27 protein-coding genes are annotated in these 21,888 nt (G+C 58.9%); 14 read left to right on the forward strand and 13 right to left on the reverse strand.

Going from position 1 to position 21,888, the window contains the following annotated elements; translation table 11 throughout:
* The first annotated feature begins 4 nt into the window (after window positions 1–4).
* Both AAHA39_RS12710 and dolP read left to right on the forward strand, forming a co-directional pair.
* On the forward strand, window positions 5–595 hold the full coding sequence (locus AAHA39_RS12710; protein ID WP_005336275.1) for a D-sedoheptulose-7-phosphate isomerase: 591 nt from the start codon (window positions 5–7) through the stop codon (window positions 593–595).
* Between the two features lie 4 nt (window positions 596–599).
* The gene (gene dolP, locus AAHA39_RS12715) at window positions 600–1,178 is read left to right on the forward strand and encodes a division/outer membrane stress-associated lipid-binding lipoprotein (RefSeq protein WP_033115436.1); all 579 of its coding nucleotides are present in this window, start codon (window positions 600–602) and stop codon (window positions 1,176–1,178) included.
* A gap of 47 nt (window positions 1,179–1,225) precedes the next feature.
* Here the strand turns inward: dolP and AAHA39_RS12720 are convergent, their stop codons facing one another.
* The 8 genes from AAHA39_RS12720 to zapE form a co-directional block, all read right to left on the reverse strand.
* Window positions 1,226–1,651, reverse strand: a complete 426-nt coding sequence (locus AAHA39_RS12720) for a ClpXP protease specificity-enhancing factor (RefSeq protein ID WP_033115437.1) — start codon at window positions 1,649–1,651, stop codon at window positions 1,226–1,228.
* A complete protein-coding gene (gene sspA, locus AAHA39_RS12725) occupies window positions 1,648–2,277 on the reverse strand; it encodes a stringent starvation protein SspA (RefSeq protein ID WP_033115438.1) in 630 nt (209 codons plus the stop codon). Before sspA ends, AAHA39_RS12720 begins: the two co-directional genes overlap by 4 nt.
* 88 nt (window positions 2,278–2,365) lie before the next feature.
* Window positions 2,366–3,100, reverse strand: coding sequence for a cytochrome c1 (locus AAHA39_RS12730; protein ID WP_033115439.1), 735 nt, complete (start codon window positions 3,098–3,100; stop codon window positions 2,366–2,368).
* Window positions 3,097–4,314: a cytochrome b gene (locus AAHA39_RS12735; RefSeq protein WP_043850970.1), complete on the reverse strand. Its 1,218-nt coding sequence runs from the start codon at window positions 4,312–4,314 to the stop codon at window positions 3,097–3,099. Before AAHA39_RS12735 ends, AAHA39_RS12730 begins: the two co-directional genes overlap by 4 nt.
* Window positions 4,315–4,316: 2 nt before the next feature.
* Window positions 4,317–4,907: a ubiquinol-cytochrome c reductase iron-sulfur subunit gene (petA, locus tag AAHA39_RS12740; RefSeq protein WP_041210136.1), complete on the reverse strand. Its 591-nt coding sequence runs from the start codon at window positions 4,905–4,907 to the stop codon at window positions 4,317–4,319.
* Between the two features lie 294 nt (window positions 4,908–5,201).
* On the reverse strand, window positions 5,202–5,594 hold the full coding sequence (gene rpsI / locus AAHA39_RS12745) for a 30S ribosomal protein S9 (protein WP_005336286.1): 393 nt from the start codon (window positions 5,592–5,594) through the stop codon (window positions 5,202–5,204).
* A 15-nt stretch (window positions 5,595–5,609) separates the two neighbouring features.
* Window positions 5,610–6,038, reverse strand: coding sequence for a 50S ribosomal protein L13 (gene rplM, locus AAHA39_RS12750; RefSeq protein WP_005341737.1), 429 nt, complete (start codon window positions 6,036–6,038; stop codon window positions 5,610–5,612).
* A gap of 266 nt (window positions 6,039–6,304) precedes the next feature.
* Complete coding sequence (zapE, locus tag AAHA39_RS12755) at window positions 6,305–7,399, reverse strand: cell division protein ZapE (protein WP_320655549.1); 1,095 nt, start codon at window positions 7,397–7,399, stop codon at window positions 6,305–6,307.
* A 139-nt stretch (window positions 7,400–7,538) separates the two neighbouring features.
* Here zapE and AAHA39_RS12760 point away from each other — a divergent pair, with 139 nt between their 5' ends.
* The 12 genes from AAHA39_RS12760 to AAHA39_RS12815 all read left to right on the forward strand — a co-directional run bounded on the left by AAHA39_RS12760 (window position 7,539) and on the right by AAHA39_RS12815 (window position 18,429).
* Window positions 7,539–7,910 carry a YhcB family protein gene (locus AAHA39_RS12760; RefSeq protein ID WP_042030111.1) on the forward strand — a complete coding sequence of 124 codons (372 nt, stop codon included), beginning with the start codon at window positions 7,539–7,541 and terminating at the stop codon, window positions 7,908–7,910.
* Between the two features lie 90 nt (window positions 7,911–8,000).
* On the forward strand, window positions 8,001–9,362 hold the full coding sequence (locus AAHA39_RS12765; RefSeq protein ID WP_041210133.1) for a Do family serine endopeptidase: 1,362 nt from the start codon (window positions 8,001–8,003) through the stop codon (window positions 9,360–9,362).
* Window positions 9,363–9,451: 89 nt separating this feature from the next.
* Entirely contained in the window at window positions 9,452–10,573 is a 1,122-nt protein-coding gene (degS, locus tag AAHA39_RS12770; RefSeq protein ID WP_041210132.1) for an outer membrane-stress sensor serine endopeptidase DegS, read from the forward strand.
* A gap of 320 nt (window positions 10,574–10,893) precedes the next feature.
* Window positions 10,894–11,256, forward strand: coding sequence for a transcriptional regulator (locus AAHA39_RS12775; RefSeq protein WP_320655553.1), 363 nt, complete (start codon window positions 10,894–10,896; stop codon window positions 11,254–11,256).
* The gene (locus AAHA39_RS12780; protein ID WP_320655554.1) at window positions 11,257–11,622 is read left to right on the forward strand and encodes an SFCGS family glycine-rich protein; all 366 of its coding nucleotides are present in this window, start codon (window positions 11,257–11,259) and stop codon (window positions 11,620–11,622) included.
* Entirely contained in the window at window positions 11,622–11,918 is a 297-nt protein-coding gene (locus tag AAHA39_RS12785; RefSeq protein ID WP_320655556.1) for a DUF4312 family protein, read from the forward strand. The genes AAHA39_RS12780 and AAHA39_RS12785 overlap by 1 nt, the downstream gene beginning before the upstream one ends.
* A gap of 39 nt (window positions 11,919–11,957) precedes the next feature.
* Complete coding sequence (locus tag AAHA39_RS12790) at window positions 11,958–12,734, forward strand: DUF4311 domain-containing protein (RefSeq protein ID WP_005341754.1); 777 nt, start codon at window positions 11,958–11,960, stop codon at window positions 12,732–12,734.
* A gap of 11 nt (window positions 12,735–12,745) precedes the next feature.
* Window positions 12,746–13,396, forward strand: a complete 651-nt coding sequence (locus tag AAHA39_RS12795) for a DUF4310 family protein (RefSeq protein WP_005355144.1) — start codon at window positions 12,746–12,748, stop codon at window positions 13,394–13,396.
* A gap of 42 nt (window positions 13,397–13,438) precedes the next feature.
* Window positions 13,439–14,578 (forward strand): amidohydrolase/deacetylase family metallohydrolase, encoded by a 1,140-nt coding sequence (locus tag AAHA39_RS12800; RefSeq protein WP_320655558.1) that lies wholly within the window; start codon window positions 13,439–13,441, stop codon window positions 14,576–14,578.
* On the forward strand, window positions 14,562–15,677 hold the full coding sequence (locus AAHA39_RS12805; RefSeq protein WP_320655561.1) for a DgaE family pyridoxal phosphate-dependent ammonia lyase: 1,116 nt from the start codon (window positions 14,562–14,564) through the stop codon (window positions 15,675–15,677). The genes AAHA39_RS12800 and AAHA39_RS12805 overlap by 17 nt, the downstream gene beginning before the upstream one ends.
* Window positions 15,677–16,417 (forward strand): 2-dehydro-3-deoxy-phosphogluconate aldolase, encoded by a 741-nt coding sequence (gene dagF / locus AAHA39_RS12810; RefSeq protein ID WP_043850965.1) that lies wholly within the window; start codon window positions 15,677–15,679, stop codon window positions 16,415–16,417. Before AAHA39_RS12805 ends, dagF begins: the two co-directional genes overlap by 1 nt.
* A gap of 107 nt (window positions 16,418–16,524) precedes the next feature.
* Window positions 16,525–18,429 carry a BglG family transcription antiterminator gene (locus AAHA39_RS12815; protein WP_320655563.1) on the forward strand — a complete coding sequence of 635 codons (1,905 nt, stop codon included), beginning with the start codon at window positions 16,525–16,527 and terminating at the stop codon, window positions 18,427–18,429.
* 9 nt (window positions 18,430–18,438) lie between these two features.
* Here the strand turns inward: AAHA39_RS12815 and npr are convergent, their stop codons facing one another.
* The 5 genes from npr to AAHA39_RS12840 are packed head-to-tail and all read right to left on the reverse strand — an operon-like array spanning window position 18,439 to window position 21,841.
* Window positions 18,439–18,711: a PTS phosphocarrier protein NPr gene (gene npr, locus AAHA39_RS12820; RefSeq protein ID WP_033115454.1), complete on the reverse strand. Its 273-nt coding sequence runs from the start codon at window positions 18,709–18,711 to the stop codon at window positions 18,439–18,441.
* Between the two features lie 20 nt (window positions 18,712–18,731).
* Window positions 18,732–19,598, reverse strand: a complete 867-nt coding sequence (rapZ, locus tag AAHA39_RS12825) for an RNase adapter RapZ (protein ID WP_320655566.1) — start codon at window positions 19,596–19,598, stop codon at window positions 18,732–18,734.
* Between the two features lie 45 nt (window positions 19,599–19,643).
* Window positions 19,644–20,090, reverse strand: coding sequence for a PTS IIA-like nitrogen regulatory protein PtsN (gene ptsN, locus AAHA39_RS12830; protein ID WP_042030121.1), 447 nt, complete (start codon window positions 20,088–20,090; stop codon window positions 19,644–19,646).
* 2 nt (window positions 20,091–20,092) lie between these two features.
* Window positions 20,093–20,380 (reverse strand): ribosome hibernation promoting factor, encoded by a 288-nt coding sequence (gene hpf / locus AAHA39_RS12835; RefSeq protein WP_005336323.1) that lies wholly within the window; start codon window positions 20,378–20,380, stop codon window positions 20,093–20,095.
* Window positions 20,381–20,401: 21 nt separating this feature from the next.
* Window positions 20,402–21,841 (reverse strand): RNA polymerase factor sigma-54, encoded by a 1,440-nt coding sequence (locus AAHA39_RS12840; RefSeq protein ID WP_108570885.1) that lies wholly within the window; start codon window positions 21,839–21,841, stop codon window positions 20,402–20,404.
* Window positions 21,842–21,888: the final 47 nt, after the last annotated feature.

Raw genomic sequence — 21,888 nt, forward strand, 5'->3', positions numbered from 1 at the left:
CCCTATGACAGACCGCATCAAAGAGAACTACACCGAAAGCATCCAGACCAAGATTGCAGCCGCCGAGGCGCTGCCGGATGCCATCCATACTGCAGCCCAGATGATCACCATCTGCCTGCTCAATGGCCACAAGGTGCTGGCATGCGGTAACGGTCCTTCTGCCGCACTGGCGCAGCTGTTCATCTCCGAGCTGGTCAACTGCTACGAAACCCAGCGCCCCTCCCTGCCCGGCATGGCGCTGACCCCCGACATGGCGACCATCAGCGCCATCGCCACCGATCACGGCTTCGAAGAGGTCTACGCCAAGCAGATCCGGGCGCTGGGTCAACCGGGTGACATTCTGGTAGTCATCACCACCTCGGGTCACAGCCGCAGCCTGATCAAGGCGGCGGAAGCTGCCCTCTCCCGCGACATGACCATAGTGGTACTCAGCGGTGGTGACGGTGGCGAGATGGCTGGCCTGCTGGGACCGAACGATGTGGAGATCCGCGTACCATCCGCCCGTCGGCCTCGCATTCTGGAAGTGAACCTGTTGACCCTGCACTGCCTGTGTGATCTCATCGACCAGACTCTTTTCCCGCAACAGGAAGATTGAAACCATGAACAAGCAGATCCTCATTCTTGGCCTGCTGGCCGGTTCCCTGCTGCTGCAAGGCTGTGCGGCTGTAGTAGTTGGCGGCGCAGCCGGTACTGCCAAGGCCTCAGGCGATCGCCGCACCCTGGGCGCCCAGTGGGACGATCAGGCCATCGAGCTCAAAGCAGCCAACCTGCTGGCCGACAACAAACCACTCAGCGCGGCCAGCAAGATCAGCGTCTACAGCAACAATGGCCGCGTGTTGCTGGTCGGCCAGACACCTTCTGACGTGTACAAACTGGAGGCAGGCAAAATCGTCGGCCGCATCGAAGGGGTTCGCCACGTCTATAACGAGTTGCGCCTTGGTCAACCAGCCAGCTTCACCACCCGCAGCAATGACTCCTGGATCACCTCCAAGGTGAAAGCCGATATGTTCGGCACCAAGAACTTCGACAGCACCAAGGTGAAGGTCGTGACCGAAGATAGCGAGGTATTCCTGATCGGTCTGGTTACGCGCCAGGAGGGGGAACAAGCCGTCGAGATCGCTCGCCACGTCAACGGCGTGAAGCGCGTAATCAAAGCCTTCGAGTACGCTCAGAACTGATGATGCGAAGCGGATATAAAAAAACGCAGCCAACCGGCTGCGTTTTTTTATTTGATCACTTTCAGGGTCGGACGACCGCTTGGACGCGGCGGTTCCGGCTCTGGCTCCACCGGCGCCTCGGCCTGCTCCAGCCAGATGTCATAACCAGGCTCGGGCGGGAACATGGTGCCCACACCGTTTTCCCTGGCATGAATGGCCAGCACGGCCGCCATCGGGATGTAAACCTGCTGGGAGACACCGCCAAAGCGGGCACTGAAGCTGATCGCTTCGTTATCCATGTGATACTGCACCACGGCACGTGGCGCTATATTCAGCACAATCTGCCCATCCTGAGCGAACTGCATCGGCACCATCACATGGGGGATATTGACGTTGACCACCAGATGGGGGGTCAGGTCATTGTCCAGCAACCAGTCATAAAACGCCCGTAACAAGTACGGGCGGCTCGGGGTCATTGTCGGTTCCATGCTCATACGCCGGCACGGATCTCGCGCTCGGCCTCGGTCAGGGAAGCCTGGAAGGACTCACGCTCGAACAGGCGAACCATGTAGGCCTTCAGCTCTTTGGCACCACGACCGGTCAGGTCGATGCCAAGGCTCGGCAGACGCCACAACAGCGGAGCCATGTAGCAATCCACCAGACCAAACTCTTCGCTCATGAAGTAGGGCATCTCACCGAAGATCGGGGCGATGGCCAGCAGGTTGTCCCGCAGCTCGTTGCGCGCAGCATCAGCATCGGTGCCAGCCATGATCTTGTCGGCCAGCGAGTACCAGTCCAGCTCGATACGGTGCATCATCAGACGGCTGTTACCACGGGCTACCGGGTAGACAGGCATCAGGGGCGGATGCGGGAAACGCTCGTCCAGATACTCCATGATGATGCGCGAGGTGTAGAGTGCCAGCTCGCGATCAACCAGGGTCGGTACAGAGTTGTAGGGGTTCAGCTCAGCCAGTTCATCCGGCAAGTTGGCAGGGTCAACCTGGCAAATATCCACGCTAACACCCTTCTCCGCCAGGACAATACGCACCTGATGGCTGAACATATCGTTGGCACCGGAAAACAGCGTCATTACCGAACGCTTATTGGCAGCTACAGCCATTGAACCCTCCCGTCATTTAAAAGCAGAAACGGCAATGAAGCCTCTATGGTCTTCATTGCCGTGCATTATATTACCCGGATCTGGTCGCTTAGTGAACGTCGCGCCAGAATTCCTTCTTCAACAGCACAGTGAAGATGAAGAAGATCACGATGAAACCAAGTACCCAGAAGCCCATGCGTTCGCGCTCCTGTTTGACCGGTTCAGCCGAGTAGACCAAGAAGTTTACCAGATCCAGCACCGTCTGATCATACTCTTCGTTATTCATTTCACCATTGCCGTCAGATTTGATGCTGACAACCTGCTGGGTCTCGACTCCATCGACCGTGTGGGTGGCGAACTCGGCGCGCGGAGTGCCCTGCAGCGGCTCCAGCACGTGCGGCATACCCACGGACGGGAACACCACGTTGTTCACGCCAAACGGACGGGTCGGATCCACGTAGAACGAGCGCAGATAGGTGTAGATCCAGTCCGCACCACGCACACGGGCAACCAGCGTCAGATCGGGAGGCGCCGCACCAAACCACTTGGCTGCATCCTTGTCATGCACCGAGTTTTCCATCAGGTCACCGATCTTGGCACCGTTGACGATGAGATTGGACGCCATCAGATCAGCCGGGATCCCCAGATCCTCGGCCACCCGGTTGTAACGCTGATACTGGGTGCTGTGGCACCCGAAGCAGTAGTTCATGAACGTGGCCGCACCACGCTGCAGTGACGCCTTGTCACTCAGGTCATAGTTGGCCTTATCCAGATGCACGGCTCCGGTATTGGCAAACACCAGAGATGGCAGCAGGGTCAGCACTGCAAATATTATTTTTTTCATTTAAATGTCACCCTTTCTGGCAGCGGCTTGGTGCTTTCGTTCTTGCTATAGAAGAACAGCAGGACAAAGAAACCGAAGTAACCCAAGGTACACACCTGAGCGATCAGGGTCAGGGTCGGGGTCGACGGCAGCACACCCAGAACACCCAGGATGATGAAGCAGACCACGAACTGGGCGATGTTCAGCTTGTGCAGCTTGCTGCGATAGCGCACCGAACGCACCTTGCAGCGATCCAGCCAGGGCAGCAGGAACAGCACCACGATGGAGAGACCCATCATGATGACACCCAGCAGCTTGTCGGGTACGGCACGCAAAATCGCGTAGAAGGGGGTGAAGTACCACACAGGCGCAATGTGAGCCGGTGTCTTCAGGCCGTTGGCCACTTCAAAGTTCGGCTTCTCGAGGAAGTAACCCCACATGTCCGGTTTGAAGAAGATGATGGCGCAGAAGATGAACAGGAAGCCGGCGACGCCGATCATGTCCTTGACGGTGAAGTAAGGGTGGAATGCCACCGCATCCAGCGGCCAGCCGTTCTCGTCCTTGTGCTTCTTAATGTCGATGCCGTCCGGGTTGTTGGAGCCCACTTCATGCAGCGCCAAGATGTGCATCGCAACCAGCATCACCAGCACCAGCGGCAACGCGATGACGTGCAGCGCGAAGAAGCGGTTCAGGGTAGCGCCGGAGATAACGTAGTCACCGCGGATCCACAGAGTCAGATCGTCGCCGATAACCGGGATGGCACCGAACAACGAGATGATGACCTGAGCCCCCCAGAAGGACATCTGACCCCACGGCAGCAGATAGCCCATGAAGGCTTCCGCCATCAGGCAGAGGAAGATCAGCATGCCGAAGATCCACAGCAGCTCGCGCGGCTTCTGGTAGGAGCCGTAGATCATGCCGCGGAACATGTGCAGATAGACCACGATGAAGAACGCGGATGCGCCGGTTGAGTGCATGTAGCGCAGCAGCCAGCCGTAATCCACATCCCGCATGATGTACTCGACGGAGGCAAAGGCGCCTTCCGCAGAGGGGTTGTAGTTCATGGTCAGCCAGATACCGGTGATGATCTGGTTGACCAGCACCAGCATGGCGAGGGAGCCGAAAAAGTACCAGAAGTTCAGGTTTTTCGGTGCCGGATACTTGGCCATGTGGTCGTTGTACATGGCAGTGAGCGGGAACCGGTAGTCGATCCAGCCCATCAGTTTGCTCAACATGATCAGGCCTCCTTGCCGTCGGCACCGACCAGGATGGTGGTGTCGTTGATGAATTTGTATGGCGGAATGACCAGATTCAGTGGTGCAGGCACCCCCTGGAATACCCGGCCAGCCATATCGAACTTGGAGCCATGGCACGGGCAGAAGAAGCCGGATGTGACCCCTTGCACCTGCTCGCCAAAGCTGTCCGGCAAATAGGAGGGCGAACACCCGAGGTGGGTGCAAATACCTACCGCCACGAAGATTTCCGGCTTGATGGATCTATATCCGTTGTGGGCATAGTCAGGCTGTTGCGGCTCTTCGGATGAGGGGTCCCGCAGCTTGTCGTCATGCGCAGAGAGCGCATCCAGCGTCTGCTTGGTGCGGTTCACCACCCAGACCGGCTTGCCTCGCCACTCGACACGGATGAGCTGACCCGGTTCCAACTTGCTGATGTCGACTTCAACCGGGGCGCCAGCGGCTTTGGCCTTGGCACTCGGGTTCCATGATTTTATAAACGGCACTGCGGTAAACGCAGCTCCTACCCCGCCAACGGCAACCGTTGACCAGGTAAGAAATCTGCGGCGACCGGTATCAACTGGCGCATTGCTCATCCAAAAACTCTCCCATGTGGACTCCGCACATTCTTATTGTGTCCCTGTTCCCCTTTTCCCGTGACAACAGCGGCGGAAGCTGGAGTTACAATTGCCACAGAAAAACCGAGGAAATTTTAAAGAAAAGATAACAACTTGACAAGAAAGAGAGGTAGTCCCAGAAAACAATAAATATACAATTTTTTGTCTTTTGTGACGTATGGTTAGCATTGCGACAGGAAAGATCACCAATAAAAAAAGCCTGGCAGTTGCCAGGCTTTTTTGACACTCGAAAGAGTGAGTACCAGAAGCGAATTAACGCTTGGAGTACTGCGGACGCTTACGAGCTTTGTGCAGACCGACTTTCTTACGCTCAACCTTACGGGCATCGCGAGTAACAAAGCCAGCTTTACGCAGTTCGGAACGCAGGGTTTCGTCGTACTGCATCAGAGCACGAGTGATACCGTGGCGGATCGCACCAGCTTGACCGGAGATGCCACCACCGTTAACGGTGATGTACAGATCCAGTTTCTCGGTCATCTCAACCAGTTCCAGCGGCTGACGAACTACCATGCGGGCAGTCGGACGGCCGAAGTACTGCTCCAGGGAGCGCTGGTTGATTACGATCTTACCGCTACCCGCTTTGATAAATACGCGAGCAGTGGAGCTTTTGCGACGGCCGGTACCGTAGTATTGATTTTCTGCCATGTTGCCAGTTCCCGATTAGATATCCAGTACTTGAGGTTGCTGAGCAGCGTGAGCGTGCTCGGCGCCTGCGTAAACTTTCAGTTTACGGAACATGGCACGGCCCAGAGGACCTTTCGGCAGCATGCCTTTAACAGCAGCTTCGATTACCATTTCCGGTTTACGCTGAATCAGCTTGTCGAAGCTGATGGACTTGATACCACCCGGGAAACCGGAGTGAGCGTGGTACATTTTGTCGGTAGTTTTCTTACCGGTAACACGTACCTTCTCAGCGTTTACAACGATGATGTAATCACCGGTGTCAACGTGCGGAGTGTATTCAGCTTTGTGCTTACCACGCAGACGAGCAGCGATCTCGGTTGCGATACGACCCAGAGTTTTACCTTCTGCGTCCACAATGTACCAGTCACGTTTTACGGTTTCTGGCTTGGCAACGAAAGTTTTCATTAAGTTAAACCCAATTACCTGTTACAGACCCAATTGTTTATGGGGGCTCTCCCACAAACAACAAACGATGGCCTACCTGTACCCCTTCGAATACAAGTAAAGCTTAAAGTGTTGCTGTCTTATCGACAGCTGTAACGTGGGCCGGGCGATTATAAGTGAAGTTGCCTTAAATATCACCTGCTAATTTCACTGCCATGAAGCTAGCAAATGTCGCCCGGCCCTACCTGCCGCAGATGCCCATCCGACTGGCAGGCGCGGTATTGTGACTAAGGAAGGTGCACTCTGGCAAGGTATTCGTGCGATTGCATTTCCTGAAGCCGTGAAAGACAGCGCTGGAATTCGAAATTCAGCAGCCCTTCACCATAGAGTTCCGTCATGGGCACGGCGGCCGACATGATGAGTTTGACATGCCGTTCATAGAACTCGTCGACCATGGCGATGAAGCGGCGAGCCGCGTCATCCGTGCCTCTGCCCATTGGTTGAACATTGGCCAGCAACACGGTGTGGAACAGCCGGGCCAACTCGATATAGTCGTTCTGGGAGCGGGGAGTACAGCAAAGTTGCTCGAAATCCATATAGAGCACCCCTTCTCCCATCCCCAGCGACGTCAGCTGACGATGATTGACCTCAAAACGCCCCCCGGAGGCCTCGTGCCCCCCGGTTAATTGCTGAAAATAGCGATCGAGATTCGTTTTTGCCTGCAGATCCAGCGGGCAGTGATAAATCTCGGCCAGCTCCAGCGTACGAAGGCGATAGTCGATGCCGCCGTCCACGTTAAGTATTTCGCAATGGTGCTCGATAAGCTCGATGGCTGGCAAAAAACGGGCTCGCTGCAGCCCGTTGCGATAAAGATCCTTTGGCGGAATGTTTGAGGTTGCCACCAGCACGACGCCGTGACCGAACAACTCCTGAAACAGCGTGCCCAACAACATGGCATCTGTAATGTCCGAGACGAAAAATTCGTCGAAACAGATGATGTCCGTCTCGCCGGCCAGCTTGGCAGCGACCAGCTTGAGCGGGTCAGCCTGACCGCTCAACGCCTTGAGTTCATCGTGGATCCGCTGCATGAAGCGATGGAAGTGACAGCGCATTTTGCGCGTCCCCGGCAGGCTGTCGAAAAAAGTATCCATCAGCCAGGTCTTGCCTCTGCCCACTCCACCCCACATATAGACCCCCAGGATGGGCTCCTGCGCCCTGGGCTTTTGCAACCAGCCAAACAGCCAGCGGGATCTGGTCGGAGTCGGGCGATGCAGCAAATCCTGATAGAGTCGCTCCAGCCTGCTGATGGCCATCCCCTGAGCGGGGTCGGCATGCACGCCGGGTCGTAGCAGATCCTGCTGGTATTTTTGCTGCGGTGTCATCCTTGAGGCCTCTCCAACTCCCTGAATAGAGGACAAAATGGTATCACGCCCTCAGGACGCACGGTATAGTGCCATCAAGGCATGGCGGCTCATCCAGCCGCATGAACACACACTGTTTTAGCTGTAACAAGGAGCATCTATGAGTCTGTCAATTGGGATCCTGCTGGCTGTCGCAGCCTTGATCGTCGGTATCATCATCGGCCGTTTTTCGGTTCGCAGCCGTGACGCCGGTCGTCTGGAACAGGAGCTGAAAAAGGCCCATAAAGAGCTCGAAAACTATCAGGGCCAGATCAATACCCACTTTGCCGACAGTGCGGCACTGATGGAGCAGTTGGCCGAGCAGTATCAAACCCTCTATCGCCACATGGCAGAGCAGAGCAAGTTCCTGGCCAAGGCTCAGGAGCCGCTGTTCCGCGAAGTCCTGGTGGAAGAAGAAGAGACCAAGACCGAAGCCGAGCCGGGCGTACCGCCTCGCGACTATGCCGGCGCCTCTTCCGGTCTGCTCAAGTAAGCGGGTCAGTCCCTTGCGGAACTAATCGGGAACGTCTGTGGTCTGACCTTGACGATTGCAATGCAACTTTTTCTGGGAGCTGTTTTTCATATGCGTAAACCTCTTTCCATGCTCAGTGTGCTAGCCCTCAGTGTCGGTATCGCCATGTCTGCGGCCCCTGCTCAGGCTGCACTGCCTTCCCTGTTAGGCTCCAACCAGGAGATGCCGAGTCTGGCTCCTGTTCTGGAGCAGGTCACTCCGGCCGTGGTCAACATTTCTGTCTCTGGCAAGAAAGTGACCCGCCAGCGCCTGCCCGAGCAGTTCCGCTTCTTCTTTGGCCCCAACATGCCTGACGAACAAGTGAGCGAGCAGCCCTTCCAGGCGCTCGGATCCGGCGTCATCATCGATGCCAAGAAGGGCTACGTGATCACCAACGCCCACGTGGTTCACGAGGCGGACGAGATCAAGGTCAACCTGAAAGATGGTCGCGAGTATGCGGCCAAGAAGATCGGTGAGGACAAACAGTCCGACATCGCTCTGCTGCAAATCAAGGCGGAAGATCTGGTGCAGATCAAGTTCGCCGACTCCGACGAGCTGCGGGTCGGTGACTATGCGCTGGCCATCGGCAACCCCTTTGGTCTGGGGCAGACCGTCACCTCCGGTATTGTCAGTGCGCTGGGCCGTAGCGGCCTCAACATCGAAAATCTGGAGAACTTCATCCAGACCGATGCGGCCATCAACTCCGGTAACTCCGGCGGCGCCCTGCTCAACCTGCGTGGCGAGCTGATCGGTATCAACACCGCCATTCTGGGCCCCAACGGTGGCAATATCGGCATCGGCTTCGCCATCCCCTCCAACATGGTGCGGGATCTGGCCGACCAGATCGTCAAGTACGGTGAAGTACGTCGCGGCCAGCTGGGTATTACCGGCACCGAGCTCACCTCCGACATCGCCAAGACCTTCGGTTACAACAAGAAGGATGGCGCCTTCGTCAACCAGGTGATGCCGGACTCTGCGGCCGACAAGGCGGGCATCAAGGCGGGCGATATCATCGTCAGCATCGATGGCAAGCCGGTTCGCTCCTTCGGCGAGCTGCGTGCCAAGATCGCCACCATGGGCGCCGGCAAGCAGGTCGAGCTGGGACTGATCCGTGATGGCAAGGCCCAGAGCGCCAAGGTCACCCTGAAGCAGGCCGATGACAGCGAAGTACGCGCCAGCGCCCTGCACCCGGCACTGGAAGGGGCCAAGTTGAGCACCACTACCGACCCGGTCTCCGGTGTCGCGGTGGCCGATATCGACCCCCGCTCTGCGGCAGCCGCTTCCGGCCTGCAGAAGGGCGATATCATCATCGGGGTCAACCGGGTGCGCATCAACACCCTGGGTGAACTGACCAAAGCGCTCAAGAGCAAGCCGGACGTGCTGGCCCTCAACATCCAGCGCGGCGACTCTTCCCTCTATCTGGTAATCCGTTAACCCCCCATCACCCGCGGCACTCGCCGCGGGTGATTTTTATCCATTGATAGTGTTATTCTCTGCCCGCAGCCAGCACGGATGAGAATGACATGAAAATCCCCTCTTTAGTCAGTTACTTGGGCAAGTCTATCGGCTTCGGTTTGACCGTCGCCGCACTGCTGTTGCTGCTTTTTCCCAATTTCCGTGGCGGGGCTCAGCTGCCCGGCCTGATCACCAACGCCCGCGAACTGAGCTTCTCTTACGCCGCCCACCGTGCTGGCCCTGCAGTCGTCAACATTTATACCCGCAGCTTTGCCTCCAATCAGGGCAATCGCGGACAGCTGCAGCCACAGGGGCTGGGCTCAGGCGTCATCATGAACCAGCGCGGTTATGTGCTGACCAACTACCACGTCATCGCCGATGCCGATCAGATCATCGTCGCCCTCCAGGATGGCCGCGTCTTCAGCGCCGAACTGGTCGGCACCGATCAGCTCACCGATCTGGCGGTGCTCTACATCGAATCGGATAACCTGCCGGTGATCCCGCAGGACCAGAACAACCAGCCCGAGGTGGGCGACGTGGTGCTTGCCATCGGCAACCCCTACAACGTCGGCCAGACCATCACCCAAGGGATCATCAGTGCCACCGGTCGCACCGGTCTCTCCAGCATGGGGCCGGACAGCAATGGCCGGCAGGATCTGCTGCAAACCGACGCCGCCATCAATGCCGGCAACTCGGGCGGCGCTCTGGTCAACGGCCGGGGCGATCTGGTGGGCATCAACACCGCCACCTATCACCTCAACGGCAATCAGGAGAGCTACGGCATCAGCTTCGCCATCCCCTACCGGCTGGCCAAGCGGATCATGGACGAGCTGATCGCCAACGGCCGCGTCATTCGCGGCTATCTCGGCATCTCCAGCGTCGAGATCAACCCCATCGTCGCCCGCATGATGAACCTGGGCGAACTGCGCGGCCTCATCGTCGAGAGTCTGGATCCGGTCGGCCCGGCGGCCAAAGGCGGCCTGCAACGGGGTGACGTGCTGCTCAAGATCAACGGTGAAGCGATCACCGGGGTACGTGCCGCCATGGACAAGATCGTCGAGAGCCGCCCCGGCACCAAGCTCTCCATCTCTGTCTTCCGCGATGGCAAGCCGCTCGAGGTGGTAGTGACCATCGAAGAGGATCTGCGCTACCAGAACCGGGCTGCCGCCAGCGCGGCAGGCGCCAGCTAACCTCGACCCCATCTCATCGTTCAGGGGCGGGCAACCGCCCTTTTTCTTGCCCGCTGTTTCATAAATACGCCCCGCCTGCGTGAGGCGATTCACACTTTTCACCAAGGCTCAGCTGCCAGCTGAAAACGGAAAAGTGCGCCTCTGCTCACACTAATCCAGCCTCGTTCAGACCTTTTTCACTCTCTTTTGCCAATAAAGGGCCCTTTTTGAACCCGAGCGACGGGAATTTCCGCTTCGAATCGGAAAAAAGCTGCCTCCTCTCTCCATCCATGCCGGCTTAGGGTATAGCCATCCCTTCTGCCAGCCTTGGAGAGCAGACATTGCAAACAGAGACTCATGACCAGACCCTGACCCCGGAAAGCCCGGCGCTGCTGCGTCAGACCGACCAGATCCTGGCACGCATTCATATTCTGCTGGGCGATCAGGGTATCCGCCCCAACGAGGTACAGCAGCAGATGCTGGCCTCCCACGTCAAAGCCATGGTGTGGCGCTCCCACTGCGGTGAACCGCTGCCGGAAGTTGACCTCAGCCTGTTTGAGGAGATCTCTCCCCTCTCCCTGCGTCTCGCCGAGCAGGTTGTCAGCTGGCTGGAGCGACTCGCCTACGAAGAGGCACACCTCTTGTCCGTCCATTTTGAAGTAGCCAAAGAAAACGAACTCAGCTCAGTAACAGGAGATAACTAAATGACTGCCATCAAACTCGTGATTGGAGATCGTCTCGGTAAGGGTCAGAAAGTGGGGGCAGGCGCGGAAGCAGCCGGTGCCAGCGTGACCATCATCCCCGGCATGGCCGCCGACATGAAGCTCGGTGACGTGATGAACAAGGAGCAGGCGGATCTGGGGATCTCCTTCTGCGGCAGCGGCGGCGCCGGCGCCATCACCGCCCAGACCAAGTACGGCTACAAGTGCCGTTACGGCATGCGCTCCATCGAAGAGGGCGTCACCGCCATCAACGAAGGCTTCGTCGTGCTGGGCTTTGGCTTCATGGACAAGGAAGAGCTGGGCCAGAAACTGGTCGAAGCCTTCGCCAAGAAACACGGACACGCCTGATGAAAGAGAACTTCACCACCAAGGTCACCGTCAGCGGCAAGGGAACCACCCGTCAGCAGGCGTTTGCCTCCGCCCTCAGCCAGGTGCAACCCACACTGCTCAAGGACAACCAGCAGGTACTGCTGCGCATTGAGCCGGTCGATGTACAGGTGCTCAAAGCCGAGGAGTCGGTCCGGGTGGAGAAGTTCCTGTTCTTCTTCCTGCCGCGCCAGCGCCGCGAATACCGCGTCCAGCTGGAGATCACGGTTCAGGTCACCAGTCTCGACGTCGCCAGGGTGACGTTCACCCGGGTGTGATCTCCTGACCGGCACCACCCCACAAGAAGGATACGTTGGATGTTTCTAATCATATTTATCAAGTCTCTCATCATTGGCGGCCTGGTTGGCGTCGGGGTGGGGGCCGGCGCGGCGCGGATGTTCCACGCCCCGACCGTACAGGGCATGGGCGCCTTCCGCACCCTGGGCGAACTCAACTCCTGCGAAGGGGATCCCGCTTCCCACTTCTCGTTTGGTCTCGGCTTCTTCTTCAACGCCTGGGCCTCCACCGTGGCGGCAGGCGCCTTCACCCAGGATGTGGATCACCGCATCATTCCGCACTGGGCCACGGCGGCACTGCTGTTCAAAAATCGGGATCTCGCCACCACCCTGCACGACCCGAAAAAGATGGCCATCGCCGGCGGCATCATAGGCGCCATCGTGGTCGCCTTCCTCAACAGCACGGCCGCCGCCGTACCGGCCGCCCTGCAGGTCACTGCGGTCAAGGTGCTGGTACCGGCCGCCAACCTGCTGGTCAATACCGTCATGCCGGTGATCTTCTGGCTGGCAGCCATTGAGGCGGGCAAGAAGTCCGGTTTCTGGGCCACCATCTTCGGCGGTCTGGCCCAGCTCATCATGGGCAACGCGGTACCGGGTCTGGTGCTCGGCATCCTGATCGGCAAGGGCGTGGAAGAGAGCGGCTGGAACCACGTCACCAAGGTGATGATGGCGGCCATCGTCCTGCTGTTCGTGCTGAGCGGCTTCTTCCGCGGCTTCGACATGAAACTGATTGAATCCTTCCATATGGGTGTCCCCCTGTGGCTGGAGAACGTCCATAACCTGCTGAGCGGCAAATAAGGGGTCACACCATGGATGAGAAACTGAAAAACAACTTCTGGTATGCCGACTGGTCATTCCCCATCTTCGTCGGCCTGCTCTCGGCTGGGGTCTTTGCCGGTACCCACATGTTCTATCTGTACGGGGTCGGTGCCTTCAACGAGGTAGCCTTCGTCGCCATGCTCAAAGCAGGAATGGACACGGGAGCCTATGGCGCGGTAGCCGCGTTCGGTGCCAGCTTCCTGTTCGCCCGCATCATCGAGGGATCCCTGGTGGGGATCCTGGATATCGGCGGCGCCATCCAGACCGGAGTCGGCCTCGGTGTGCCCGCCCTGCTGCTGGGGGCCGGTATCGTCTATCCGGTGGAAAACTTCGGCGCCTCGCTGGCAACCGGCATGGGGATTGGTCTGGCCATCGGCTACGTCATCATTCTGGCGCGCAAGTTCACCATCAACCAGAGCAACTCCACCTACGGCGCAGACGTCATGATGGGAGCTGGCAACAGCTCTGGCCGCTTCCTCGGCCCCCTCATCATCCTCTCCGCCATGGGTGCCTCGATCCCCATCGGTATCGGTTCCCTGCTGGGTGCGCTGCTGTTTTACGTGTGGGGCAAGCCCATCACCGGCGGCGCCATCCTGGGAGCCATGCTGCTGGGTACCTTCTTCCCGGTCGCCCTTGTGTAAGTACCAGCCGCCCTGCGGGGCGGCTCGCCAGAGGTCATCTGCATGTACGACATGATCATCAAAGCGGGGCGCCAAGGAGATGGCCAGCTCGTCGATATCGCCATCAGGGAGGGCAAAATCGCCGCCATCGGCTCCCTGCCGGAGACGGCAACGGCGCAGCAGATCCTGGATCTCGGCGGCCGGGTGCATGTGAGCGCCGGCTGGATCGACGGCCACACCCACTGCTACCCCGCCTCCCCCATCTATCACGATGAGCCGGACAAGGTCGGGGTCGAATCAGGCGTCACCACCGTGATCGACGCCGGCAGCACCGGGGCCGACGATGTGGATGACTTCCAGCAGATCGCTGCGAACTGCAAGACCCGGGTGCATGCCCTGCTCAACATCTCCCGTATCGGCCTGCTGCGCCAGAACGAGCTGGCGGATAGACAGGATCTGGATATGGATCTCGCCTCGGCAGCCATTCGCCGCCACCCCGACTTTATTGTCGGCATCAAGGCGCGGATGAGCGGCAGCGTGGTGGGTGAGAACGGCCTGCAACCGCTGCGCATGGCCAAGGCGCTGCAACAGGCCCACGGCCAGCTGCCGCTGATGGTGCACGTGGGCAACACGCCACCGGATCTGGACGAGATCGTGACCTTGCTGGGGGATGGTGATCTGCTGACCCACTGCTTCAACGGCAAGCCCAACCGCATCCTGACCCCGGCTGGCGAGCTGCGCCAGGCGGTGCGCGAAGCGATGCAGCGGGGCCTCTTGCTCGACATCGGCCACGGCGGCGCCAGCTTCAGCTTCGAGGTGGCGGAGCTGGCTATCCGGCAGGGGATCCTGCCCCGCACCATCAGCTCCGACATCTACTGCAAGAACCGCATCAAGGGGCCGGTCTACAGTCTGGCCCACGTGATGTCGAAGTTTCTCGCCATCGGCATGACGCTGGCGCAGGTGCTCGCCTGCGTCACCCATCAGGCCGCCGATGCCCTGCGCCTTTCCGGCAAGGGGCGGCTCGAGGTAGGTGCCGATGCCGATCTGACCCTGTTCGAGGTCGCCAGCGGCCCGACCCTGTTTATGGATACCGAAGCCCAGTCTCGCCGCGGTGACCAACAACTGCAGCCTCTCGCCGTCCTGGTCGGCGGCGAACTGGTTCTGACTCACTATGGGAAATCACACCATGCCTTCTGTTTATGAGAAATATCAGCTCAAACCGGTGATCAACGCCTCCGGGCGCATGACCATTCTCGGCGTCTCCACCCCCGAGCAGGAGGTGGTCGATGCTGTCAATTTCGGCCTCGGCCACTACTTCGAGGTCAAGGATCTGGTCAACAAGACCGGCGCCTACCTAGCTGGCTTGCTGGGAGTGGAAGATGCAGTGGTCATTTCGTGTGCCAGCGCCGGCATCGCCCAGTCAGTGGCCGCCGTGATCGTACGCGGCGACCCCTACCGCCTCGAGCACCTGCATGCCCACCCCCATGACGTGCCAAGCGAAATCGTGCTGCCCAAGGGACACAACGTCAACTTCGGCGCCCCGGTCGGCACCATGGTCAATCTGGGTGGCGGCAAAGTTATAGAGGCCGGTTACGCCAACGAATGTTCCCCGGCTCAGCTGGCCGCCGCCATCAATGCCAACACAGCAGCCATCCTCTACATCAAATCCCACCACTGCGTGCAGAAGAGCATTCTGTCGGTTGCCGAAGCCGCCGAGGTCGCCAGGGCCCACGGACTCCCGCTCATCGTTGATGCGGCCGCCGAGGAGGATCTGCGCCTCTACTACAGCCAGGGTGCAGATCTAGTCATCTACAGCGGCGCCAAGGCCATTGAAGGGCCCACCAGCGGGCTGGTAGTTGGCAAGCGTCAGTACGTGGAGTGGGTCAAGCAGCAAGCCAACGGCATCGGTCGCGCCATGAAGGTGGGCAAGGAGGGGATCCTCGGCCTCACCCACGCCATCGAACGCTATCTGGCCAAAGAGAAAGAGAGCGGCGCCGCCATGGTCGCCAAGATGACCCCCTTCATCGAGCGCCTCAATCAGCTGCCCGGCGTCACCGCCAAAGTGGTGTGGGACAGCGCAGGGCGCGACATCGCCCGCACCGATATCGCCTTCGACCACCAGCAGATCGGCATGACCACTGTGCAGGTCGTCAGCCGTCTGCAACAGGGCACACCTGCCATCTACTGCCGTGGCTACAAGGCCAACGAGGGGCACATCGAGATCGATGTGCGCAGCGTCACCGTGCCCCAGCTCGACCAAATCCACTCCGCCATTGCCAACCTCGTTCAGGAGAATCGCTGATGTCCCTTACCCCCAACTACTACCGAGATCGGGTCTGTCTCAACGTGCTGGCAGGTTCCAAGGAGAATGCCGTCGAGGTATACGACGCAGCCGAAGGCCACGTGCTGGTCGGTGTGCTCTCCAAAAACTACCCGGATATTCCCTCCGCGGTGGCTGATATGAAGGAGTACGCCAAGCTTATCGATAACGCCCTCTCCATCGGGCTGGGGGCCGGTGATCCACGCCAATCCGCCATGGTGGCCGAGCTGGCCTGCCAGCTGCAGCCCCAGCACGTCAATCAGGTGTTCACTGGCGTTGGCGCCAGCCGGGCGCTGCTCGGCCAGTCGGAAACACTGGTCAACGGCCTGATCTCCCCCACCGGCATGCCGGGGATGGTGAAGATCTCCACCGGCCCGCTCAGCGCCGGGCAGCCGGACGGCATCGTCCCCATCGACACCGCCATCGCCCTGCTCAAGGACATGGGTGGCAGCTCGGTCAAATTCTTCCCCATGGGCGGGCTGGCCTGCCGCGACGAGTATCAGGCGGTGGCCGAGGCCTGTGCCCGCCACGGCTTCTGGCTGGAGCCCACCGGCGGCATCGATCTGGACAACTTTGAAGAGATTGTGCGAATCGCGCTGGATGCCGGGGTCGAGAAGGTGATCCCCCACGTCTACAGTTCCATCATCGACAGCGCGAGCGGTCAGACCCGTCCTGATGATGTACGGACTCTGCTGGCCACGGTGAAACGACTGTTGGCGTGATGGCAGTCACGGGCACCGGTTTAATCACTGACCGGTGCCTGGCCTGCTGGTGACATGCTTGTTAACATCGGTCCTTTTATCCTGCAACAGGAGACGTTCATCCCCACATGATCAAGCTGCCCCACCCGAGACTGCACCAGCTGCTGACCCAGCTTCATGCCGAACCACTGCCGCAGGAGGAGCTGGCTCGCCGCCTCAATGTCTCCACCCGCACCGTACGCACCGATGTAGCGACCCTCAACGAACTGATTGCCACGCACGGTGCCCACCTGATCCACCAGCGTGGCAGCGGCTACCAGCTGAAGATCTACAATCAGACGCTGTTTGAGGCATTGCTGGCAGCACAGGGGCAGGAGAGTACCTTGCCGCGTACCAGTCGCGAGCGGGTGCTGCATCTGCAGATCCTGCTGCTGACGGCAGAACAGGGGATCAAGCTCGATGAGCTGGCAGACACCTGGTATCTGAGCCGGACGGCGCTGCAGGGGGATATGGCGGAAGTGCGGGAACAACTGGCTCACTTTGGCCTCACGGTCGAGAGCAAACCAAGGGTGGGCATGCGGGTACAGGGGAGCGAGACGGCAATCCGCGCCTGTCTGACCCAGCTGCTCTGTCAGGAGCTGCTCAACAACCATCCCCTGCAGAGCCTGCTACCCAACCTCTGCCCCAGCAAAACTCTGGAGGTAGTGGGCAATCACATTCACGACCAGTTGAGCCATCATCAGCTGCGTCTGGCCGACGAGAGTTTGCAGCAGCTTGCCATCTACTGTGCCGTCGCCCTGCTGCGCCAGGCCGCTGGCCACGAGCTGCGCCAATTCGCCAGCGAGGATCTCACTGCCCCCCTGCTGGCAGTCGCCCGTGACATCTATGGCGAACTGCCGACCCTCACCCCGCCGGGAGAAGAGGAGATAGCCTGCCTCGCCATCCAGATCCAGGCGCGCCTGATTGCCGAAACGCCTCAGCTTAGCCCGGCCATGGCGGCCGAGAGCGAACAGCTGGTGGAACATCTGCTCACGTACATCCACCAGCACTACCCCTATGATCTGCGGGGTGACCAGCAGCTGCGAGCCGACCTGCAGACCCACATCAGCGCCATGCTACTGCGGGTCAAGTACCAGATCGGCAGCCACAATCCGCTGGCAGACCACATCAAACAGTACTACCCCCTCGCCTACGACATCACGCTGGCAGCCATCTCGGAGTGGATCAGGCAGACCCCTTACCGGCTGACCCACCACGAGATCGGTTATCTGGTGATCCATATCGGGGTCGGGCTGGAGCGCCACTACGATATCGGCTACACCAGACGCCCGCAGGCACTGCTGCTGTGCGATGCGGGCAACGCCACCTTCCGCGTACTGGAAGCGCGCATCAAGCGAGAGTATCCCCAGTTGCAGCTGACCACGCTGGAATCGGTACGGGATTACGAAGGACTGGCGCAGATCAAACAGGATTTTGTCATCAGTAGCGTCAAGGTGAGCGAAAAGGATGTGCCGGTGGTGCAGGTCGACCCCTTCCCGACCCAGTACCAACTGGAGCAACTTGGCAAGCTGGTACTGATCGACCGCACCCGACCCTATATGCTCGACAAATACTTCGATGCAGACCATTTCATGGTGGTCAACGAGCCGCTTACCCAGGCGGAACTATTTGATCGCATTTGCAGCCAGCTGGAGGCGGAGGATCTGGTAGAGAGCGGCTTCAGGGCCTCCCTGCAGGAGCGGGAGCGAATTGTTTCCACCATGCTGGGCGAGGGTATCGCCCTGCCCCACTCCCTCGGCCTGCTGGCTCGCCGGACGCTGGCCTATACCGTACTGGCACCGCAGGGGATCGACTGGGGCAATGGCGAAAATGCCACCCTCATCTTCGTGCTGGCCATCAGCAAGGCAGACTATGAGGAGGCGATGGGGCTCTACGATCTTTTTCTGGCGCTGATGAATGAAAAAGCCAGCAGGAGTCTGCTGGCTTGTCGCGATTTTGCCGATTTCAAGGCGCTGGCAAGAGTCACGCCCTGAGCGTCGTTACTACTCCTCGTTGAAACCCGAGGTGAACAGCTCAACTACGGCGGCAAGGGCCTCAACCTCTTCGGGGCCCTCAACCTGCACTTCCACCTGCTTGCCCTGAGCGGAGTCCAACATCAGCAGGCCAATAACGCTGTCAGCATCGGCCTCGACCCCATCTTCATTACGCAGCAACACATGGGCATCGAATCCCTGTACCAGCTCGAACAACATCATGGCTGGTCTGGCGTGAATGCCCAGCTTGTTTTTCACTTCAACCGAAGCAGAGACTGTCATTGGGCCGTCCTATTGCGTCATCAGGAGTGGGATGGGTTCTTGTCGAGGGTGCGGTGGCGGAGCTGCACGTTCTTGCCCAGTGCTCTGAAGGCCGCAGCCAGCCGCTCCGCGATAAAGACCGAACGGTGCTGACCGCCGGTGCAACCGATGCCGACCGTCACATAGCTGCGATTGTTGCGCTCAAGATGGGGCAACCAGGTCGCCAGCATGTTTTCGATCTGCTGGGTAAACAGCATCACATCCGCTTGCGCCGCGAGGTAGTCGGCGACCGGTTCATCCTTGCCGGTAAAAGGCTTGAGTTCCGGGATCCAGTGCGGGTTGGGCAGGAAGCGGGCATCAAACACGAAGTCGGCATCCTTGGGTATGCCGTACTTGAAGCCGAAAGATTCGAACACCAGTACCAGCTCATTCTCTTTCTTGCCGAGCACCCGGGTCTTGATGAGCTCGCTCAGGCCGTGAATGCTGAGGTTGGTGGTATCGATGCGCAGGTCGGCAGTAGAGGAGAGCGGCGCCAGCAGGTGGGTCTCCTGACGGATCGCCTCATCCAGCGACAGCTTGTTGCGCGACAGGGGGTGCAGACGGCGGCTCTCGCCATAGCGCTTGAGCAGGGTGCCGTTGTCGGCGTCGAAGAAGAAGCTGGAGAACTCAACCCGCCCCTCATTGCGCACCTGAGCCAACAGATTTTCCAGTTTCTCCGGATCGCTCGGCAGGTTGCGTACGTCGATGCTGACCGCCAGCTTGTCGTACTGGCTCTCGACCGCGACGATCAGCTGGGGCAGCAGGTTGACCGGCAGGTTATCTACACAGTAGTAGCCCAGATCTTCCAGCACCCGCAGGGCTACCGTCTTGCCGGAGCCCGAACGTCCACTCACCACGATTAACTGCATCTTGTTCCCTCACGCCAAAACGGGTGTGTCATCAGGGCCTGCACATCAGGCCGAGGTCATGATCTGATAGAGCTCTTCGTCACTGGTAGCCTGACGCAACTGGCGGCAGACCGCCTTGTCACCCAGCTTGGAAGCCATCAGGGAAAGGGTCTTGAGATGCTGTTTGCACTCGCTCTCCGGTACCAGCAAGGCAAACAGCAGGTCAACCGGTTGATTGTCGATGGAGTCGAAAGGGATGGGTTCGGCAAAGGTCATCAGGATCGCGGTTGGCGGGAACTCATCGTCAATTCGACCGTGGGGGATCGCAATACCGGCACCGATCCCGGTACTACCCATTTTCTCGCGGGCCAGCAAGCATTCAAACAGCGCCTGGCGGGAGGTGCCGAGGCGTTCGGCAGCCAGCTCGCTGATGATTTCAAGGGCGCGTTTCTTGCTGGTACATGGGACTGCACTCTTGGTGCAGTCCCGACTCAGTATGTGTTCAAGTTGCATAGTTATTTTTTATTTAACTTATCTTTGTGCTTGATGATCTGCCTGTCCAGCTTGTCGAGCAAGGTATCAATCGCGGCATACATATCGGCATGCTCGGAGTTGGCGAACACCTCACCACCGCTGACATGCAGTTTGGCTTCGGCAATCTGGTTCAGTTTCTCTACGCTAAGCACCACATGCACGTTGTTGATGTGGTCAAAATGACGCTCGAGTTTGGCAAATTTGTTATTCACATAATCACGCAGAGCTTCGGTGATCTCGACATGGTGTCCGGTCAGGTTAATTTGCATAACATCATCCTTTTGTTTTGCCTAAACCAGGCGTTTGCGCTGATTGGAAGGTGGGATAAACAAGGATTCGCGATACTTAGCGATCGTGCGTCTAGCCACCATAATACCCTGTTCGGCCAGCAAATCCGCGATCTTGCTATCACTTAACGGTTTGGCAGGATTCTCTGCCGTCACCAGCTTTTTGATGAGCGCGCGAATTGCGGTCGATGAGCACTCTCCTCCTCCTTCGGTGTTCACATGGCTGGAGAAAAAAAACTTCAATTCGAAGATACCACGGGGGGTATGCATGTATTTCTGAGTAGTCACCCGGGAGATGGTCGACTCATGCATCTCCACCGCTTCGGCGATGTCGTTGAGCACCATCGGTTTCATCGCCTCTTCACCATACTCGAAAAAGCCCTGCTGCTGCTCGACAATACAGCTGGCTACTTTCAGCAGGGTATCGTTGCGGCTCTCAAGGCTCTTGATGAACCACTTGGCCTCCTGCAGGTGGGAGCGGATGAATTGGGTATCCGTGCTGCTGCGGGCGTTGCGGGCCATGGCGGCATAGGTCTCGTTGACCCGGATGCGCGGGGCAGAATCGGGGTTGAGCTCCACCACCCAGCGGTTCTGACGCTTTACCACCGAAACATCGGGGATCACATACTGGGAGTCGCTCTGGATGATGCCGTTGCCGGGGCGCGGCTCCAGCAACTGGATCAGATCCAGCACCTCCTTGAGGTCGCTCTCCTTGAGGCGGGTTTTGCGGGCCAGAGTGCGATAATCGCGGTTGCCGAGCAGATCCATGTGCTCGAGGATCACCTCTTTGGCTTCGTTGAGCCAGGGGGTCTCGGGGGCATACTGCTCCAACTGGATAAGCAGACACTCCTGCACCGAGCGGGCGGCGATACCGACCGGGTCAAAATGCTGCACCCGCTTGAGAACTGCCTCCACCTCGTCGAGCTCGACCTCCACCTCGTCACTGCTGACGGCAGCCTGGATATCCTCCAGTGCAACGGTCAGATAACCGGACTCGTCGATGGCATCGATGATAGCGAGCGCGATGGCGGCATCGACATCGCTAAACGGAGTGAGCCGCATCTGCCACAGCAGATAGTCCTGCAGGTTTTCGGTGGTCTCGCCCTGATAGACGCTGTCTTCACCGTCGTGGATCGGGCCTGCGCTCTGGGCGGTACCGGCGGAGTAAACCTCGTCCCAAGTGGTATCCACTGGCAGCTCATCCGGCATCTGCTCCTGAGCCATGGCATCACTGGAGTCGAGCTGGCTGGCATCGACAGCCTCTTGCGGAGCAGTCTCCTGCACTTCGCTCTCTTCCTGCTCCAGCAGAGGATTGCTTTCGAGCGCTTGCTGAATTTCCTGCTGGAGTTCCAGAGAGGAGAGCTGGAGCAGACGAATCGCTTGTTGTAATTGCGGCGTCATGGTCAGGGACTGACCGAGACGCAACTGTAATGTCGGCTTCATCTACGTCGGGATATCCTTATGTTCAGCGAGGCACTGTCACAGAGAAT

Source organism: Aeromonas sp. SE22 (assembly GCF_038739755.1).
GTDB classification, from domain to species: Bacteria; Pseudomonadota; Gammaproteobacteria; order Enterobacterales; family Aeromonadaceae; genus Aeromonas; species Aeromonas jandaei.

What these genes read in the sequence shown, in the direction of transcription:
- AAHA39_RS12710 (WP_005336275.1), top strand. Translation starts at nt 5, where the DNA reads ATGACAGACCGCATCAAAGAGAACTACACCGAAAGCATCCAGACCAAG.
- dolP (WP_033115436.1), top strand. Translation starts at nt 600, where the DNA reads ATGAACAAGCAGATCCTCATTCTTGGCCTGCTGGCCGGTTCCCTGCTG.
- AAHA39_RS12720 (WP_033115437.1), bottom strand. Translation starts at nt 1,651, where the DNA reads ATGAGCATGGAACCGACAATGACCCCGAGCCGCCCGTACTTGTTACGG.
- sspA (WP_033115438.1), bottom strand. Translation starts at nt 2,277, where the DNA reads ATGGCTGTAGCTGCCAATAAGCGTTCGGTAATGACGCTGTTTTCCGGT.
- AAHA39_RS12730 (WP_033115439.1), bottom strand. Translation starts at nt 3,100, where the DNA reads ATGAAAAAAATAATATTTGCAGTGCTGACCCTGCTGCCATCTCTGGTG.
- AAHA39_RS12735 (WP_043850970.1), bottom strand. Translation starts at nt 4,314, where the DNA reads ATGTTGAGCAAACTGATGGGCTGGATCGACTACCGGTTCCCGCTCACT.
- petA (WP_041210136.1), bottom strand. Translation starts at nt 4,907, where the DNA reads ATGAGCAATGCGCCAGTTGATACCGGTCGCCGCAGATTTCTTACCTGG.
- rpsI (WP_005336286.1), bottom strand. Translation starts at nt 5,594, where the DNA reads ATGGCAGAAAATCAATACTACGGTACCGGCCGTCGCAAAAGCTCCACT.
- rplM (WP_005341737.1), bottom strand. Translation starts at nt 6,038, where the DNA reads ATGAAAACTTTCGTTGCCAAGCCAGAAACCGTAAAACGTGACTGGTAC.
- zapE (WP_320655549.1), bottom strand. Translation starts at nt 7,399, where the DNA reads ATGACACCGCAGCAAAAATACCAGCAGGATCTGCTACGACCCGGCGTG.
- AAHA39_RS12760 (WP_042030111.1), top strand. Translation starts at nt 7,539, where the DNA reads ATGAGTCTGTCAATTGGGATCCTGCTGGCTGTCGCAGCCTTGATCGTC.
- AAHA39_RS12765 (WP_041210133.1), top strand. Translation starts at nt 8,001, where the DNA reads ATGCGTAAACCTCTTTCCATGCTCAGTGTGCTAGCCCTCAGTGTCGGT.
- degS (WP_041210132.1), top strand. Translation starts at nt 9,452, where the DNA reads ATGAAAATCCCCTCTTTAGTCAGTTACTTGGGCAAGTCTATCGGCTTC.
- AAHA39_RS12780 (WP_320655554.1), top strand. Translation starts at nt 11,257, where the DNA reads ATGACTGCCATCAAACTCGTGATTGGAGATCGTCTCGGTAAGGGTCAG.
- AAHA39_RS12785 (WP_320655556.1), top strand. Translation starts at nt 11,622, where the DNA reads ATGAAAGAGAACTTCACCACCAAGGTCACCGTCAGCGGCAAGGGAACC.
- AAHA39_RS12790 (WP_005341754.1), top strand. Translation starts at nt 11,958, where the DNA reads ATGTTTCTAATCATATTTATCAAGTCTCTCATCATTGGCGGCCTGGTT.
- AAHA39_RS12795 (WP_005355144.1), top strand. Translation starts at nt 12,746, where the DNA reads ATGGATGAGAAACTGAAAAACAACTTCTGGTATGCCGACTGGTCATTC.
- AAHA39_RS12800 (WP_320655558.1), top strand. Translation starts at nt 13,439, where the DNA reads ATGTACGACATGATCATCAAAGCGGGGCGCCAAGGAGATGGCCAGCTC.
- AAHA39_RS12805 (WP_320655561.1), top strand. Translation starts at nt 14,562, where the DNA reads ATGCCTTCTGTTTATGAGAAATATCAGCTCAAACCGGTGATCAACGCC.
- dagF (WP_043850965.1), top strand. Translation starts at nt 15,677, where the DNA reads ATGTCCCTTACCCCCAACTACTACCGAGATCGGGTCTGTCTCAACGTG.
- AAHA39_RS12815 (WP_320655563.1), top strand. Translation starts at nt 16,525, where the DNA reads ATGATCAAGCTGCCCCACCCGAGACTGCACCAGCTGCTGACCCAGCTT.
- npr (WP_033115454.1), bottom strand. Translation starts at nt 18,711, where the DNA reads ATGACAGTCTCTGCTTCGGTTGAAGTGAAAAACAAGCTGGGCATTCAC.
- rapZ (WP_320655566.1), bottom strand. Translation starts at nt 19,598, where the DNA reads ATGCAGTTAATCGTGGTGAGTGGACGTTCGGGCTCCGGCAAGACGGTA.
- ptsN (WP_042030121.1), bottom strand. Translation starts at nt 20,090, where the DNA reads ATGCAACTTGAACACATACTGAGTCGGGACTGCACCAAGAGTGCAGTC.
- hpf (WP_005336323.1), bottom strand. Translation starts at nt 20,380, where the DNA reads ATGCAAATTAACCTGACCGGACACCATGTCGAGATCACCGAAGCTCTG.
- AAHA39_RS12840 (WP_108570885.1), bottom strand. Translation starts at nt 21,841, where the DNA reads ATGAAGCCGACATTACAGTTGCGTCTCGGTCAGTCCCTGACCATGACG.